The sequence below is a fragment of the Variovorax sp. 05T418 genome, assembly GCF_056396385.1.
In genome coordinates this window covers 26,668-42,665 of sequence record NZ_JBFTLJ010000007.1, presented here as the reverse complement: position 1 = coordinate 42,665, position 15,998 = coordinate 26,668, and the positions used below count along the sequence as shown (strand labels likewise).

Genomic DNA, 15,998 nt, shown 5'->3' with positions numbered 1-15,998 from the left:
AAGATGAATGAGTGGAGGAATGGTCGTTTGACTCTACACCTGCTTCAGGGTTTCCAATCGGATTCATGACGAACCAGAATGCCCTGAAACCGATGGCGCCGCATGCCCACTCCCATGCGCCGGCCGCTCCCGAAACGGCCTGCTGCGGCAACCCCGCCTGCGGCTCGCCGGCCGTCGCCATGCCCGCTGCCGACATTCCGAAGGGCGCCTTGCTCTTTCGCATTCCCTCGATGGACTGCGCGGTCGAAGAGTCCGAGATCCGGCGCGCGCTCGAACCGGTCGCGGGTGTGCGCGGGCTGCGCTTTCGTCTCGGCGAACGCACCATGGCCATCACGGCCGACGAAGGCGCCTTGCCCGGTGCGCTCGACGCCATCCGCAAGGCAGGCTTCAAGCCCGAGCCGCTGAACGACGCGGCAGGCAGTCCGGCCGACGGTGCGCAGCCGGTGGCCGCTCCTGCAGGCATCGCGGGCATGAGCAGCGGCCTCGTGCGCCTCGTTGCCGCGCTGGTGCTCGCCATCGCGGCCGAGGCCGTTGCCTTTCTCGCACCGGAGGGCGCCGGGTCCATGGCGGCGGAGATGGGGCTCGCGCTCGCGGCCATCGCACTGGCCGGCCTCGACACCTACAAGAAGGGCTTTGCCGCGCTGCTGCGCGGGCGCCTGAACATCAACGCGCTGATGGCCGTGGCGGTCACGGGCGCCTTCCTGATCGGGCAATGGCCCGAGGCCGCGATGGTGATGGCGCTCTATGCCATTGCCGAGCTGATCGAGGCGCGCGCCGTCGATCGCGCGCGCAACGCCATCCAGGGCCTGCTGGCGCTGGCGCCCGACCTGGCCGAGGTCAGGCAGCCCGACGGCCGCTGGAAGACGGAAAAGGCCGAGACGGTGGCGCCCGATGCCGTGGTGCGCATCCGGCCCGGCGAACGCGTGCCGCTGGACGGCGTGGTGACCGAAGGGGCGAGCGCCATCGACCAGGCGCCGGTCACGGGCGAGAGCATCCCGGTCGACAAGGCGGTGGGAGACCCGGTGTTCGCGGGCACCATCAACCAGACGGCCGCGCTCGAATTCCGCGTCACCGCGGTGGCGGCCAACACCACGCTCGCGCGCATCATCCATGCGGTCGAAGAGGCGCAGGGCACGCGCGCGCCCACGCAGCGCTTCGTCGACCGGTTCGCGGCCGTCTACACGCCCGCGGTCTTCGTGCTGGCCATTGCCGTGGCGCTGCTCACGCCCTGGCTCATGGGCTGGAGCTGGACCGAGGCCATCTACAAGGCGCTGGTGCTGCTGGTCATTGCGTGCCCGTGCGCGCTGGTCATCTCGACGCCCGTCACGGTGGTGAGCGCGCTGGCCTCGGCCGCGCGGCGCGGCATCCTGATCAAGGGCGGCACCTATCTCGAAGAGGCGCGCAGGCTCAAGGCCGTGGCGCTCGACAAGACCGGCACCATCACCGAAGGCAAGCCGAAGCTGGTCGCATCGCGCCTGCTCGACCCCGCGGCGGATGAAGCCGCGATCTTCGCCATTGCCGCGAGCATCGCGGGCCGCTCCGACCATCCGGTGTCGAAGGCCATTGCCGACGGGCTGAACCGCGAGCACCAGCCGGTCGGCGGCTTCGCGGCCTTGCCCGGACGCGGCGTGCAGGCCGTGCACGAAGGCCGCAGCTATGTGCTTGGCAACCACCGCCTGATCGAAGAGCAGGGGCTGTGCAGCCCCGCGCTCGAAGCCGAGCTGAAGCAGCATGAGGAAGCGGGGCGCACCGTCACGCTGCTGGCCTCCGGCCAGGCCGTGCTGGCGCTGTTCGCGGTGGCCGACACCATCAAGCCCTCTTCGAAGGCCGCCATGGCCGAGCTGCGCGCGCTGGGCGTCACGCCCGTGATGCTGACCGGCGACAACGCCGCCACGGCCAGGGCGATCGGCCTGCATGCGGGCATCGACGACGTGCGCGGCAACCTGCTGCCCGAGCAAAAGCTCGATGCCATCAAGGCGCTGCAGCAGCGCCACGGCATGGCCGGCATGGCGGGCGACGGCATCAACGATGCGCCCGCGCTCGCGCAGGCCGACATCGGCTTTGCGATGGGCGGCGCCGGCACCGACACCGCCATGGAAGCGGCCGACGTGGTCATCATGAACGACGACCTGCGGCGCCTGCCCGAAACCATCCGCCTCTCGCGCCATGCGCATGCGGTGCTGTGGCAGAACATCACGCTCGCGCTCGGCATCAAGGCCGTGTTCTTCGTGCTCGCGGTGTTCGGCAGCGCCACCATGTGGATGGCGGTGTTTGCCGACATGGGCGCCAGCCTGCTGGTGGTGGCCAACGGATTGCGGCTGATGCGCGCGCCGAAGGGTGGCTGAGGAGCTGCGCCCGCGCGGCGTTGCGGACGAGGCGCCCGAACAAAACTAACATCGGCTGCTCCGCTCACCCCAGGTCCCCGGTTCCATGTCCGCCACTTCGCTCCTGCTGCAACTCATCGTCATCCTGAGCACCGCGCGCATCTGCGGCTGGGTGCTGCGCCACGTGGGCCAGCCCGGCGTGGTCGGTGAAATGGCGGCGGGGCTCATGCTGGGGCCGGTGGTCATGGGTGCGCTGTTCCCCTCGCTGCATGCGCAGCTTTTTTCCAAGAGCCATCTCGAAGGCCTGTCTTCGCTCTCGACCGTGGGCCTGGTGCTCTTCATGTTCGTGGTGGGCCTGGAACTGCGGACCACGCAGGGCGTGCGCGCGCAGCTGAAGGCGGCGGGCTATGTGGGCGCGCTCAGCGTCATCGTGCCGATGGTGCTGGGCCTGGCGATCTCGCCGGCGCTGCATCCAGCGCTCGCGCCCGCGGGCGTGGGCTTCTGGCCGTTCGCGCTGTTCATGGCTGCGGCGCTGTCGATCACGGCCTTTCCGGTCATGGCGCGCATCCTGAAGGACCGCGGCCTCACGCGCACGCCCTTCGGCCAGCTGTCGCTCGGCGCCGCGGCGGTGGTCGACGTGTTCGCCTGGATCCTGCTGGCGCTGGTGGTGGCGCTCGCGGGCGCGGGAGAGGGCTACGCGGGCTTTTTGAAGACCACGGCCGGCGTGGCGGTGCTGCTGGCCGTGCTGTTCTTCGGCCTGAAGCCGGCCTTCGCATGGATCCTGCGCACGCGCGCACCCGACGGCGAACCGTCGACCACGGTCATGGCCTCGCTCATGATCGGCCTTCTGGCCTGCGCGATGGTGACCGAATGGCTGCACCTGCATGCCGTATTCGGCGCCTTCCTGTTCGGTGCCTGCCTGCCGCGCGACGACCGCCTGCTGAGTTCGCTCACCGAGCGCATCGAGCCGATCTCCATCGTCGTGCTGATGCCGCTGTTCTTCGCGTTGGCGGGGCTCGGCACCACCACCCATGCCTTCTCGGGCGCGAGCATCGGCGCCATGCTGCTGATCGTGGCGGTGGCCACCATCGGCAAGCTGGCCGGCGGCGCCATCGGCGCGCGCATGGCGGGCTACGGATGGCGCGACAGCCTGGCCACCGGTTCGCTGATGAATGCGCGCGGGCTGATGGAACTCATCGTGATGAAGATCGGGCTGGACGCCGGCCTGATCGGCCCCGAGCTCTTCACCATGCTGCTGGTGATGGCGCTGGTCACCACCGCGATGACCGGGCCGCTCATCAACCTGGTGATGGGACGCGCCAAGGCCCCCGCCGGAGCCGAAGAGGCCGAGGCGCACGCCAAGCCCTGATGCGCCGTCAGCGCGCGAGCGGCACCGCGAAGCCGATGCGGGTCTCGCCGTTCGCACTCGAGGCGAACACGCGGCCGCCATGCATGCGCGCAATGGCCTCCACGATCGAGAGCCCCAGGCCGTGGTGGCGCGCCGACCGGTCCCTTGCGGGATCGGCGCGGTAGAAGCGCTCGAACAGGCGCGGCAGCGTCTCGGCCGCGATCGGCTCGCCGCGGTTCACGACGCTGAGCGTGGCCTCGTTCGGACCCTTGCCGATCTCGATGCCGATGCTCGATGCCGGTGCCGCGAAGCGGATCGCATTGCCCAGCAGGTTGGAAAGCGCACGCCGCACCAGCGACGCATCGACGTCGGCCACGGCCTCGCCGGTGACCGTGGCCGCGAGTCCGGCCTCCTCGAGCATGGCTTCGTGGAAGTCGACCACGTCGCGCGCCTGCGCGGCCAGGCTGGTGCCGGCCTTCACGCGCAGCGGCGCACCGCGCTCGGCCTGCGAGAGAAAGAGCATGTCGGTGACGATGCCCGAGAGCCTGCCGACCTCCTCGAGATTGGAGGCCAGAACGGCCTGCAGCTCGTCGTTCGGCCGCGGGCGCGACAGCGCAAGCTCGGTGGTGCCGATCAGGTTGGCGAGCGGTGTGCGCAGCTCGTGCGCGACGTCGGCATTGAACGACTCGAGCTGCACATAGGCCTTCTGCACGCGCAGCAGCAGGGCATTGAACTGCGTGATCCACGGATGCAGTTCGCGCGCGAATGCCGACGCATCGATGGGCTGGTTGATGTGGTCCGGCGTCAGCGCCGCGGTGCGCTCGGCCAGCGCCTCCAGCGGCCGCAGCCCGCGCCGCACCAGGTGCGCGCCGGTCAGCGAGACCAGCAGCGTGCCCAGCACCGCGGCTGCAAGCAGCGTCCATGCAAGCCGGCGCAGCAGCACCACGTCCCGTGCCACGTCGATGCCGATGCGGATCGAAAGCGGCGTGCCGCCGCTGGCCTGGCCCCATGTGTGCACGAAGTCGCGCTGGAGCCAGCGTCCGCCCGCGGGCGGTTCGGAGCGGAAGAACACGCTGCCGTCGGACTGCCGCGCGATCGACAGGCGCACGTCGTCCTGCAGCGAGAAGAAGTCCTCGAGCTTGTGGCGCAGGAACGAAAGGTCGCCGTCCTTCTCGCCTTCCTCGAGCAGGTGCTGCACCAGCTGCGCCTTGTGGTCGAGCTCGGCGTCCTGCTTCTCGCCGAAGCTCCATGCGGTCACCAGGTAGACCGCGAGGCAGGCCACGCTCAGGCAGAAGAAGGCCTGCGCGGCAAACCAGGAGGTGAGCCGGTTGCGGATCGAATGCGGCCTTGCCGGGCTCACGACCAGGAACGATCCTCGAGCACGTAGCCCATGCCGCGCACCGTGTGCAGCAGCTTGACCTCGAACGGATCGTCGATCTTGCTGCGCAGGCGGCGGATGGCCACCTCGACCACGTTGGTGTCGCTGTCGAAGTTCATCTCCCACACCTGCTCGGCCAGCGTGCTGCGCGAAAGTATCTGCCCGCGGCGGCGCAGCAGCACCACCAGCAGCGTGAACTCCTTGGCCGTGAGGTCCAGCCGCGTGCGGTTGCGAAAGCACTTGCGGCTGGCCAGGTCGAGCTCCAGGTCGGCCAGCCGCAGCACGGTGGACTCCTGCGGCTTGCCGCGGCGCAGCAGCGCCTGGATGCGCGCCAGCAGCTCGGAAAAGGAGAAGGGCTTGACGAGGTAGTCGTCGGCGCCTTGCTGCAGGCCGTTGACGCGGTCCTCGACCTTGTCGCGCGCGGTGAGCACCAGCACGGGCACGTTGCTGGTGCGCCGGATCGCCTGCAGCACCGCGAAGCCGTCGATGCCGGGGAGCATCACGTCGAGCAGGATCAGCGCGTAGTCGCCCTCGGTGGCGAGGTAGCGGCCTTCGATGCCGTCGCGCGCGATGTCGACCACGTAGCCGTTCTCTTCCAGGCCCTTCTTCAGGTAGTCGCCCAGCTTGGGCTCGTCTTCAATGACCAGAATTCGCATCGACGGATGTTAACGATGGGGCAGGAGCGCAGGAGGTTACGAATTCGTAATGAGAGCGACGGGCAAAAGCCCGCACGCCTGTCGTACATTGCGCCGCAACCTGCAAACCGCAGGGGCATTGCAGGCCAGCATGCCATATGCCGCCGATATACTTTTTGCTCCATGCGCCGCTGGCTTCTGATCTTTCTGCTGCTTGTGCTCCCGTTCCAGTTCAGCTGGGCGGCCTCGGCCGCCTATTGCCAGCACGAGCGCGACGCGCAGCCAGGCCACTGGGGCCATCACGAGCACGCACCGGACCGCAGCGCGGACGGTTCGCGCACCGACGATGCGCAGAAGAGCCCCGGCACCCAGCCCAATGCCGTGCTCGGCGATTGCGCCGCTTGCCACCTGGGGCAGGCGCAACACCTGCCGCCGGCAGCCGATCGCGCGCATGCGCCCTTGCCCATCGCGCAGGCGCTGCGCGCCATGCCCGCCGAGCATTTCATCTCGCACATCTCCGAAGTGCCCGTGCCTCCTGCGTGGCCTCTCGCCCTTTGATTCGGCGAGAGAACAAGCACCCCCACCCCTGATACCCGACATCAGCCGCTGAGCCCTCTCGCCGAATTCGTCCGCCCGTTGTTTTGCAACCCAGGAGAATTCGATGCGCACGCTCTTCGTGCCGCTGGCCGTCATGGCCTTGGCGGTGCCCCCGGCATTTTCACAACCCGCTGCCGGTTCCAACCTTTCGCCGATCCGGCACACGGCCGCGGCAACGGCGGAGCCCGCCGGCCCGCTGGACCTGCGCAGCGCGCTCGCGCTTGCGCTGCGCTTCAATCCCGGGCTCTCGTCCGCCTCGCGCGAGCGCGAGGCCGGCGATGCGGCCGTGCTGCAGGCCGGTGCCTGGCCCAATCCGGTGTTCGAGGCGCAGGTGGAAGACCTGCGCCGCGGCAACCGCACCACCACGCTGCAGCTGAGCCAGCCCATCGAGCTGGGCGGCAAGCGCGCGGCCCGCGTGACGGCGGCCGAGCGCGCGCGCGACCAGGCCGCGTCGGCGCTGCTCGCGCGGCGCTCCGAATTGCGCGCATCGGTGATCACGCTGTTCTTCGAGGTGCTGGCCGCGCAGGAGCGCCTGCGCCTGGCGCAGGATTCGGTCGGGCTTGCAGAGGCGGCCACCCGCGCCGCCGCCAAGCGCGTGGCGGCCGGCAAGGTCTCGCCGCTGGAAGAAAGCCGCGCGCGCGTGGCCGAGGCCGGCATCCGCGTCGAGCTGCTGCAGGCCGAAGGCGCGCTGCGTTCGGCGCGCCAGCAATTGGCCGCGCTCTGGGGCAACCCGAACCCGCGCTTCACGCAGGCGGACGGCGCGCTCGACCGGCTGCCGGCCGATGCTGCTGCGGCGGATGTGGAGGGCCGGCTCTCCGCGGCGCCGGTGCTGCGGCAGGCGCGGCTCGAGGTCGAGCGGCGCCAGGCGCTGTCGGACCTGGAGCAGGCCCGGCGCGTGCCCGACGTCACGGTGTCGCTGGGCGCCAAGCGCGTGCCGGCCGATGAGGGCATGGGCAGCAGTCGCAACCAGGTCGTGGTGGGCCTGTCGGTGCCGCTGCCGATCTTCGACACCAACCGCGGCAATGTGGCCGAGGCGCTGAGCCGCGAAGAGAAGGCGCGCGACGAGCTCGCCGCGGCCGAGCTGCAACTGGGCGCCGACGCGGCGCGGGCCACCGAGCGCCTGCGCTCGGCGCGCGCCACCGCCCTGACGCTGCAGCGCGATGCACTGCCCGGCGCCGAAGCCGCCTACAAGGCCGCTGCCAGGGGCTTCGAGCTCGGCAAGTTCAGCTTTCTAGAAGCGCTCGATGCGCAGCGCACGCTGTTCCAGGTGCGCAACCAGCACCTGCTGGCCGTGGCCGAGGCGCACCGCGCGGCCGCCGAGCTCGACCGGCTGCTCGGCACCGGCGCCGATGAAGAAACCCCTGATGCGGCACCCGCCGTGCGCTGACAAGGAATGCACCAATCATGAACACCGAAGAAGAACGCAAGTCTTTCGCCGAGCGCATCGGCAGGAAGCAGTGGATCGCCATCGCGGTCGTGCTGGCGCTAGGCCTCGGCGCCGGCGCGATGATCCTGCGCACTGCGCCGCCCGCGCCCGAAGCGGCGGGGCATTCGGAAGCCGAGGGGCATGCCGATGGCGAGCACCATGAGGAAGGCAAGGCCGAGGGCAAGGACGAGCACGGCCACGGCCACGGCGAAGCCAAGGGCCATGCCGCCGAGGAGCACAACGAGGAAGAAGAGAAGAAGATCGCCTTCACCGACGCGCAGATCCAGGCCGCCGGCGTGGCCATCGAAAGTGCCGGCCCGGCGCGCATCAAGACCACGCTGCAGCTGCCCGGCGAGATCAAGTTCAACGAAGACCGCACGGCCCACGTGGTGCCGCGCGTGGCGGGCGTGGTCGAGAGCGTGCCGGCCAACCTCGGGCAGGAGGTCAAGCGCGGACAGGTGCTGGCGGTGCTCTCGAGCCCGACGCTGTCGGAGCAGCGCAGCGAGCTTCGGTCGGCACAGCGCCGGCTCGAGCTCGCCCGCACCACCTACCAGCGCGAGAAGAAACTCTGGGAAGAAAAGATCTCGGCCCAGCAGGACTACCTGCAGGCGCAGCAGGCCGTGCAGGAGGCGCAGATCGCCGTGGCCAATGCGAACCAGAAGCTGCTGGCGCTGGGCGCCGCGCCCGCTTCTTCGGCCCTGGGCCGCTACGAGCTGCGCGCGCCCTTCGACGGCATGGTGGTCGAGAAGCACATCTCGCTCGGCGAATCGGTGAAGGAAGACGCCAGCGTCTTCACCATTTCCGATCTCTCGACCGTGTGGGCCGAGATCAGCGTGGCCGCCAGCAACCTGAACCTGGTGCGCATCGGCGAGCCGGTGACCATCCGCTCCAGCGCATTCGAGCAGGCGGCCAGCGGCACGGTGTCCTACGTGGGCTCGCTGATCGGCGCGCAGACGCGCACCGCCACGGCACGCGTCACGGTGACGAATCCGCAGCGCATCTGGCGGCCCGGGCTGTTCGTGAACGTGGAGCTCGTCTCGTCGGAGGCCGAGGCCGCGGTGACGGTGTCGGCCGACGCGGTGCAGACGGTGGAAGACAAGCCCACCGTCTTCCTCAAGGTGCCGGGCGGCTTCATGCCGCAGCAGGTGCAGACCGGCCGCAGCGACGGCCGGCGCATCGAAGTGTTGAGCGGCCTGAAGCCCGGCACGGCCCACGCCGCCAGCGGCAGCTTCGTCGTGAAGTCGCAGCAGGGCAAGAGCTCTGCCACCCACACCCACTGAGGACGCCGCATGTTCGAACGAGTCATCCGGTTTTCCATCGAGCAGCGCTGGCTGGTGCTGCTGGCCGTGCTGGGCATGGCGACGCTCGGCGTCTTCAGCTACCAGAAGCTGCCGATCGATGCGGTGCCAGACATCACCAACGTGCAGGTGCAGATCAACACCGCCGCGCCCGGCTACTCGCCGCTCGAGGCCGAGCAGCGCGTGACCTATCCCATCGAGACGGTGATGGCCGGCCTGCCGGGGCTGCAGCAGACCCGGTCGCTGTCGCGCTACGGCCTGTCGCAGGTGACGGTGATCTTCGAGGACGGCACCGACATCTACTTTGCGCGGCAGCTCGTGAACGAGCGCATCCAGTCGGCGCGCGGGAGCATGCCCAGCGGCATCTCGCCGGTGATCGGGCCGATATCGACCGGGCTCGGCGAAATCTATCTCTGGACCGTGGAGGCCGAGGAGGGCGCGAAGAAGGCCGACGGCAAGCCCTATACGCCCACCGACCTGCGCGAGATCCAGGACTGGATCATCAAGCCGCAGCTGCGCAACGTGAAGGGCGTGACCGAGATCAATTCCATCGGCGGCCATGCCAAGGAGTTCCAGATCGCGCCCGACCCCGCCAAGCTGCAGGCGCACGGCCTTGCGATGGCCGACCTGGTCAGCGCACTGGAGCGCAACAACGCCAACGTGGGCGCGGGCTACATCGAGAAGCGCGGCGAGCAGTACCTGATCCGCGCGCCGGGCCAGGTGAAGTCGGTGGAGGACATCGGCAACGTGATCCTCGCGAGCTCCAGCGCGAGCGCGGCCGGCGTGCCGCTGCGCGTGCGCGACGTGGCCGAGGTCGGCATCGGCCAGGAGCTGCGCACCGGCGCGGCCACTGACAACGGCCGCGAGGTGGTGCTGGGCACGGTGTTCATGCTGATCGGGGAGAACAGCCGCACCGTCTCGCAGGCGGTCGACAGGAAGATGCAGCAGATCAACCGCACGCTGCCCGAAGGCGTGAAGGCCGTCACCGTGTACGACCGCACGGTGCTGGTCGACAAGGCCATTGCCACGGTGAAGAAGAACCTGTTCGAGGGCGCGGTGCTGGTGATTGCGGTGCTGTTCCTGTTCCTCGGCAACATGCGCGCGGCGCTGATCACCGCGCTGGTGATTCCGCTGTCGATGCTCTTCACCTTCACCGGCATGGTGAACCAGAAGGTCAGCGCCAACCTCATGAGCCTGGGCGCGCTGGACTTCGGCATCATCATCGACGGCGCGGTGGTGATCGTGGAGAACTGCGTGCGGCGCCTCGCGCATGCGCAGGCGAGGCACGGGCGGGTACTGACGCGCAGCGAGCGTTTCCACGAGGTGTTCGCGGCCTCGCAGGAGGCGCGGCGGCCGCTGCTGTTCGGCCAGCTGATCATCATGGTCGTGTACCTGCCGATCTTTGCGCTCGCGGGCGTGGAGGGCAAGCTGTTCCACCCGATGGCCTTCACCGTGGTGATCGCGTTGCTGGGGGCGATGATCCTGTCGATCACCTTCATTCCCGCGGCCGTGGCGCTCTTCATCGGCCACAAGGTGAGCGAGAAGGAGAACCGCCTGATGCAGTGGGCCCGGCGCGGCTACGAGCCGCTGCTGGCGCGCGCGATGGCGGCCAGGCCGCTGGTCATCACCACGGCGGTGGTGGCGGTGCTGCTCTCGGGGCTGCTGGCAACGCGCCTGGGCACGGAGTTCGTGCCGAGCCTGGGCGAAGGCGACTTCGCCATCCAGGCGCTGCGCATTCCGGGCACCAGCCTCACGCAGTCGATTGAGATGCAAAAGCAGATCGAACGCACGCTGAAGGCGAAGTTTCCGGAGATCGAGCGCGTGTTCGCGCGCACCGGCACGGCCGAGATCGCGTCGGACCCGATGCCGCCGAACATTTCCGACGGCTACATCATGCTGAAGCCCGAAGACCAGTGGCCCGTATTCCAAGGTACATCGCGGCGCACGCGCGACGCGCTGCTGTCCGCCGTGCGGGAAGAAGTCGAGAAGCTGCCGGGCAACAACTACGAGTTCTCGCAGCCGATCCAGCTGCGCTTCAACGAGCTGATCTCGGGCGTGCGCAGCGACGTGGCCGTGAAGATCTTCGGCGACGACATGGAGGTGCTGAACAAGACGGCGGCCGAGGTGTCGGAAGCATTGGGCAAGATTCCCGGCGCGGCCGAAGTGAAGGTCGAGCAGACCACGGGCCTGCCGATGCTCACGGTGAACATCGACCGCAGCAAGACCGCGCGCTACGGCCTCAACGTGGGCGACGTGCAGGACGCGGTCTCCATCGCGGTGGGTGGCCGCGAGGCGGGCACGCTGTTCGACGGCGACCGGCGCTTCGGCATCATCGTGCGGCTGCCCGAGAACCTGCGCACCGACCTGGAGGCGATCAAGCGCCTGCCGCTGGCGCTGCCCGTGGGCGCGGGCGCGCAGGCCCCGCAGCGCGCCAGCTTCATCCCGCTCGGCGAAGTCGCCACGCTGGAGCTTGCGCCGGGCCCGAACCAGGTGAGCCGCGAGGACGGCAAGCGGCGCATCGTGGTGAGCGCCAATGTGCGCGGGCGCGACCTCGGCTCCTTCGTGGCCGAGGCCGAGGAGGCGATGCGCAAGGTGCGCATTCCGCCGGGCTACTGGACGGCCTGGGGCGGCCAGTACGAGAACCTGGCCTCGGCCGCCGAGCGGCTGCAGGTGGTGGTGCCGGTGTCGCTGCTGCTGGTGTTCACGCTGCTGTTCGCGATGTTCGGCAACCTGAAGGACGGGCTGCTGGTGTTCACCGGCATTCCGTTCGCGCTCACGGGCGGCATCGTCGCGCTGTGGCTGCGCGGCATTCCGCTGTCGATCTCGGCGGCGGTGGGTTTCATCGCGCTGTCGGGCGTGGCGGTGCTCAACGGGCTGGTGATGATCTCGTTCATCCGCAAGCTGCGCGAGGGCGGGCTGCCGCTCGACGCGGCAATCCGCGAAGGCGCGCTCACACGGCTGCGGCCGGTGCTGATGACCGCGCTGGTCGCATCGCTGGGCTTCGTGCCGATGGCCATCGCCACCGGCACCGGCGCCGAGGTGCAGCGGCCGCTGGCCACGGTGGTGATCGGCGGCATCCTGTCATCGACCGTGCTGACGCTGCTGGTGCTGCCGCTGCTCTACCGCATCGCGCACCGGCGCGATGCGGATGAGGAAGAGGCCGGCCCGCTCAGCGCCTGATGGCCGACTTGGGCCGGAAGGCCTTGCAGACCGTGTCGTCCGTTTCGAGGTACGGCCCGCCGATCAGGTCGATGCAGTAGGGCACCGCCGCGAAGATGCCGGGCACCACCTGCACGCCTTCGGTGTCCTTGAGCCCTTCGAGCGTTTCCGCGATCGACTTGGGCTGCCCCGGCAGGTTGATGATCAGGCTTTGGTCGCGGATCACCGCCACCTGGCGCGACAGGATCGCGGTGGGCACGAAGCGCAGGCTGATCTGGCGCATCTGCTCGCCGAAGCCGGGCATTTCCTTGTGGGCCACGGCCAGCGTGGCCTCGGGCGTCACGTCGCGCAGCGCCGGGCCGGTGCCGCCGGTGGTCAGCACCAGCGAGCAGCCGGCGTTCACCAGCTCGATCAGCGTGGCGCTGATGAGGGCCGCTTCGTCGGGAATCAGCCGGGCCTCGAAATCGATCGGATTCTTGAGCGCGCGGGCTAGCCAGGCCTGCAGCGAGGGCAGGCCCTTGTCCTCGTAGGTGCCGCTGGAGGCGCGGTCGCTGATGGAGACGATGCCGATGCGGACGGGGTCGGGTGTGGTCATGGTGTTGCTCCTTCCCCTTCCGGGGGAAGGTTGGGATGGGGGCAGCCAGGGCGCCCGATGGATGCGCCGCATGCCCCCACCCCGGCTCTCCCCCGGAAGGGGAGGGAGAAAGAGAGATGGCTCATGCGTCCTCTTCCCGGTCCTGCGCGGCAGCCGCCGCCGCATGGTCCGCACCACCGTGCACCGCGAGTTGCGCGCGCACCAGCTGGAAGACCTCGCGGTAGGCCTTGCCCTGGCGCGGCGCCTCGCCGGCGGGCCCGGCCTTCAGGTCCTTGCGGGCCTGGCGCACCAGGGCGCGCAGCTGCTGCGAATCGGTGGCGGGGTGGGTTTCGATCCAGCCGCCCAGCGCATCGTCGTCGGCAATCAGCCGGTCGCGCCAGCGCTCGGCCTCGTGCAGCGCGGCGGTTTCGGCCGCGGGCACGCTGTTCTGCTCGGTCAGGGCGAGCTTCACGGCTTCGAGCACTTCGGGTTCGAGCTTGCGCATCAGCTTGCCGATGAACTGCATCTGCCGCCGCTTGCCCTCGAAGTTGGTGATGCGCTTGGCCTCGGCGACGGCGTCGACCAGTTTTTCGCCCAGCGGCAGCGCATCGAACAGGCCGGCGCGCAGGCCGAGCAGCTCGGTGCCGAGCTTTTGCAGTTCGTCGCTTTCGCGCTTGAGATCGGTGCGGCTGGCTTCGTCGGTGCCCTTGAGCTCGCGCTTGAGCTCCAGGTCGAGCTCGCTGCCTTCGGCAACGAACTGGCCACGGACGAAATAGCCTTTTTTGGGTTTGCGGGACATGGGGTGGATTCTGGGCCGCACCGTGCGGCGTTGCAACGCGTGCAATGCGCAACGGAAAGCCGGGACAAAACGGGATATGGGGGGCGCAAGTATCATAGCCACCACATGACGACATCCTCCTCGCGCGCCGATTCCGGCTTCGCCTACAGCCGCTCCTTCTTCGAAAACCTGGTCGACACGGCCCTGGCCCACGCCAAGAAGCTCGGTGCCACCGACGCCGGCGCCGAGGCCTCCGAGGGCTGCGGCCTCAGCGTCTCGGTCCGCAAGGGCGAACTCGAGAACGTGGAGCGCAACCGCGACAAGTCGCTCGGCATCACGGTCTACGTGGGCCACCGCCGCGGCAACGCCAGCACCTCCGACTTCTCCGAGGCCGCCATCGCCCAGACCGTGCAGGCGGCCTACGACATCGCCCGCTTCACCGCCGAAGACCCGGTCAGCGGCCTTCCCGACGAGGAAGACATCGCCAAGGAGCACCCCGAGCTCGACCTGTTCCATCCCTGGAGCGTGACCAGCGAAGAAGCCGCCCGGCTCGCGCTCGAATGCGAAGAGGCGGCGCTCTCGACCGACAAGCGCATCACCAACAGCGAAGGCGCGGGCGTCTCGGCCCAGCAGAGCCACTTCTTCAGCGCCCACACGCACGGCTTCCGCGGCGGCTACGCCAGCTCGCGGCATTCCATCTCGGTCGCGCCGATCGCCGGCAAGGGCGACGACATGCAGCGCGACTCCTGGTACAGCTCCATGCGCTCGGCCGGCGAGCTGGCCAGCCCGCAGGCGGTGGGCCGCTATGCCGCCGAACGGGCGCTGAGCCGGCTCAAGTCGCGCAAGATCAAGACCACCGAATGCCCGGTGCTGTTCGAGTCGCCGCTGGCCGTGGGCCTGCTGGGCGGGCTGGTGCAGGCTGTGAGCGGCGGGGCGCTGTACCGCAAGAGCACTTTCCTGCTCGATTCGCTCGGCAAGCCGGTGCTGCCCAAGCACATCGACGTGGCCGAAGACCCGCACATCCTGCGCGGCAAGGGCAGCTCGCCCTTCGACGACGAAGGCGTGGTGACCCGTGCGCGCAAGGTGGTGGATGCGGGCCGGCTCGAAGGCTACTTTCTGTCGACCTATTCCGCGCGCAAGCTGGGCATGAAGACCACCGGCAACGCCGGCGGCTCGCACAACCTGATCCTGAGCTCGCGCCTCACCCAGCCGGGCGACGATCTCGACGCCATGCTCGCCAAGCTCGGCACCGGCCTCTTCGTGATCGAGCTGATGGGGCAGGGCGTGAACTACGTGACCGGCGACTACTCGCGCGGCGCGAGCGGCTTCTGGGTCGAGAAGGGCAAGATCGCCTTCCCGGTGCATGAGATCACCATTGCCGGCAACCTCAAGGACATGCTGATGGGCATCGAGGCCATCGGCGCCGATGCCTACACCTTTGGCGCCAAGACCACGGGTTCGGTGCTGGTCAACCGCATGAAGGTGGCCGGCAGCTAGCCGGCCGGCGCATCCATCAGACGATGCGCACCGACAGGTTCGGCAGGCCGTCGATGTGGATCTCGATCACATCGCCGCGCACCACCGGTCCCACGTTCTCGGGCGTGCCCGAATAGATGATGTCGCCGGGCATCAGCTCGAAAGCCTGCGACAGGCGGCTGATCTGCTCCGCCACCGACCAGATCATGTGCTTGAGCGTGGCGTTCTGTTTGGTCTGGCCGTTCACCTTGAGCCAGATCGCGCCGTCGGTGTAGTGGCCGACCTTGGCCACGGGATGGATCGGCCCGATCGGCGCCGAGCGGTCGAAGCTCTTGCCGATCTCCCAGGGCTTCTTCTGGTCGCCCATCTCGCGCTGCAGGTCGCGCCGGGTCATGTCCAGCCCGAGCGAGTAGCCGTAGACCAGGTCCAGCGCATCCGCCGCCGCGATGTTGCGCCCGCCCTTGCCGAGCGCGACCACCAGTTCCACCTCGTAGTGGTAGTTCTTGGTGAGCGAGGGGTACGGATGGTCGGCCACGGTGCCGGGCGTGACGACCTGGATCGCATCCGCCGGTTTCTGGAAGAAGAAGGGCGGTTCGCGGCTCGGGTCGGAACCCATCTCGCGCGCATGGGCCGCATAGTTGCGGCCGATGCAGTAGATGCGGCGCACCGGAAACGCCTGCTCGCTGCCGACGATCGGCACCGTAGCCTGTGCGACCGTGAAGGGCGTGGGCGCCGGGCGCGATGCGCCGCCGGCCGGCAGCGCGCAGCCGGCCATGGCGCTGGCGGCCACGGCGGCGGAACCGGCCAGCAGGCCGCGTCGTGAATTGGACATGGTCTTTGTCTCCTGGATCTTTGATGAAAGGCGATGAAGGCCGGCCGCAGCCGGCCGGGCCATTCTGGAGCGCGCCGCGGCGGCGCTTGCGCACGCATCTACGCAAAAACAGGACGAAAGCAACACCGTCCCGCCTGTCGGGGCGGCCCTGGGCGAGGGGCTTACCATCGCGC

General features: G+C 69.1%; 12 protein-coding genes. 7 read left to right on the top strand and 5 right to left on the bottom strand.

All coding sequences use genetic code 11. From position 1 onward, the window contains the following. Positions 1-65 precede the first annotated feature (65 nt). Positions 66-2,345, top strand: a complete 2,280-nt coding sequence (locus tag AC1DMS_RS15730; protein ID WP_478181350.1) for a heavy metal translocating P-type ATPase — start codon at positions 66-68, stop codon at positions 2,343-2,345. 85 nt (positions 2,346-2,430) lie between these two features. Then, positions 2,431-3,693 carry a cation:proton antiporter gene (locus tag AC1DMS_RS15725; protein WP_478181349.1) on the top strand — a complete coding sequence of 421 codons (1,263 nt, stop codon included), beginning with the start codon at positions 2,431-2,433 and terminating at the stop codon, positions 3,691-3,693. A 7-nt stretch (positions 3,694-3,700) separates the two neighbouring features. Here AC1DMS_RS15725 and AC1DMS_RS15720 read toward each other — a convergent pair whose 3' ends face one another. Continuing rightward, entirely contained in the window at positions 3,701-5,032 is a 1,332-nt protein-coding gene (locus AC1DMS_RS15720) for a heavy metal sensor histidine kinase (protein ID WP_478181348.1), read from the bottom strand. Beyond that, positions 5,029-5,706, bottom strand: coding sequence for a heavy metal response regulator transcription factor (locus AC1DMS_RS15715; RefSeq protein WP_012748654.1), 678 nt, complete (start codon positions 5,704-5,706; stop codon positions 5,029-5,031). The genes AC1DMS_RS15720 and AC1DMS_RS15715 overlap by 4 nt, the downstream gene beginning before the upstream one ends. A 162-nt stretch (positions 5,707-5,868) precedes the next feature. Between AC1DMS_RS15715 and czcI the strand changes: the two genes are divergently transcribed. The 4 genes from czcI to AC1DMS_RS15695 all read left to right on the top strand — a co-directional run bounded on the left by czcI (position 5,869) and on the right by AC1DMS_RS15695 (position 12,186). Beyond that, the gene (gene czcI, locus AC1DMS_RS15710; RefSeq protein ID WP_018906339.1) at positions 5,869-6,243 is read left to right on the top strand and encodes a cation efflux protein, CzcI family; all 375 of its coding nucleotides are present in this window, start codon (positions 5,869-5,871) and stop codon (positions 6,241-6,243) included. Positions 6,244-6,346: 103 nt separating this feature from the next. After that, complete coding sequence (locus tag AC1DMS_RS15705; protein WP_478181347.1) at positions 6,347-7,669, top strand: TolC family protein; 1,323 nt, start codon at positions 6,347-6,349, stop codon at positions 7,667-7,669. Between the two features lie 17 nt (positions 7,670-7,686). Then, the gene (locus AC1DMS_RS15700; protein ID WP_478181346.1) at positions 7,687-8,988 is read left to right on the top strand and encodes an efflux RND transporter periplasmic adaptor subunit; all 1,302 of its coding nucleotides are present in this window, start codon (positions 7,687-7,689) and stop codon (positions 8,986-8,988) included. A 9-nt stretch (positions 8,989-8,997) separates the two neighbouring features. Then, a complete protein-coding gene (locus AC1DMS_RS15695) occupies positions 8,998-12,186 on the top strand; it encodes a CusA/CzcA family heavy metal efflux RND transporter (protein WP_478181345.1) in 3,189 nt (1,062 codons plus the stop codon). Here the strand turns inward: AC1DMS_RS15695 and mog are convergent. Further along, on the bottom strand, positions 12,176-12,760 hold the full coding sequence (mog, locus tag AC1DMS_RS15690; protein WP_018906343.1) for a molybdopterin adenylyltransferase: 585 nt from the start codon (positions 12,758-12,760) through the stop codon (positions 12,176-12,178). The genes AC1DMS_RS15695 and mog overlap by 11 nt on opposite strands. 121 nt (positions 12,761-12,881) lie before the next feature. Continuing rightward, positions 12,882-13,538: a ribosome biogenesis factor YjgA gene (gene yjgA, locus AC1DMS_RS15685; protein ID WP_307592049.1), complete on the bottom strand. Its 657-nt coding sequence runs from the start codon at positions 13,536-13,538 to the stop codon at positions 12,882-12,884. A 105-nt stretch (positions 13,539-13,643) separates the two neighbouring features. Between yjgA and pmbA the strand changes: the two genes are divergently transcribed. After that, entirely contained in the window at positions 13,644-15,014 is a 1,371-nt protein-coding gene (gene pmbA / locus AC1DMS_RS15680) for a metalloprotease PmbA (protein ID WP_478181344.1), read from the top strand. Positions 15,015-15,030: 16 nt separating this feature from the next. Here the strand turns inward: pmbA and AC1DMS_RS15675 are convergent, their stop codons facing one another. Then, entirely contained in the window at positions 15,031-15,825 is a 795-nt protein-coding gene (locus AC1DMS_RS15675; RefSeq protein ID WP_018906345.1) for a fumarylacetoacetate hydrolase family protein, read from the bottom strand. Between the last annotated feature and the right edge of the window lie 173 nt (positions 15,826-15,998).

Excerpts from the sequence above, each read along its gene's own strand:
- AC1DMS_RS15705 (WP_478181347.1), top strand. The coding sequence starts at position 6,347 with ATGCGCACGCTCTTCGTGCCGCTGGCCGTCATGGCCTTGGCGGTGCCC.
- yjgA (WP_307592049.1), bottom strand. The coding sequence starts at position 13,538 with ATGTCCCGCAAACCCAAAAAAGGCTATTTCGTCCGTGGCCAGTTCGTT.
- pmbA (WP_478181344.1), top strand. The coding sequence starts at position 13,644 with ATGACGACATCCTCCTCGCGCGCCGATTCCGGCTTCGCCTACAGCCGC.
- czcI (WP_018906339.1), top strand. The coding sequence starts at position 5,869 with ATGCGCCGCTGGCTTCTGATCTTTCTGCTGCTTGTGCTCCCGTTCCAG.
- mog (WP_018906343.1), bottom strand. The coding sequence starts at position 12,760 with ATGACCACACCCGACCCCGTCCGCATCGGCATCGTCTCCATCAGCGAC.
- AC1DMS_RS15725 (WP_478181349.1), top strand. The coding sequence starts at position 2,431 with ATGTCCGCCACTTCGCTCCTGCTGCAACTCATCGTCATCCTGAGCACC.
- AC1DMS_RS15715 (WP_012748654.1), bottom strand. The coding sequence starts at position 5,706 with ATGCGAATTCTGGTCATTGAAGACGAGCCCAAGCTGGGCGACTACCTG.
- AC1DMS_RS15730 (WP_478181350.1), top strand. The coding sequence starts at position 66 with ATGACGAACCAGAATGCCCTGAAACCGATGGCGCCGCATGCCCACTCC.
- AC1DMS_RS15700 (WP_478181346.1), top strand. The coding sequence starts at position 7,687 with ATGAACACCGAAGAAGAACGCAAGTCTTTCGCCGAGCGCATCGGCAGG.
- AC1DMS_RS15695 (WP_478181345.1), top strand. The coding sequence starts at position 8,998 with ATGTTCGAACGAGTCATCCGGTTTTCCATCGAGCAGCGCTGGCTGGTG.
- AC1DMS_RS15675 (WP_018906345.1), bottom strand. The coding sequence starts at position 15,825 with ATGTCCAATTCACGACGCGGCCTGCTGGCCGGTTCCGCCGCCGTGGCC.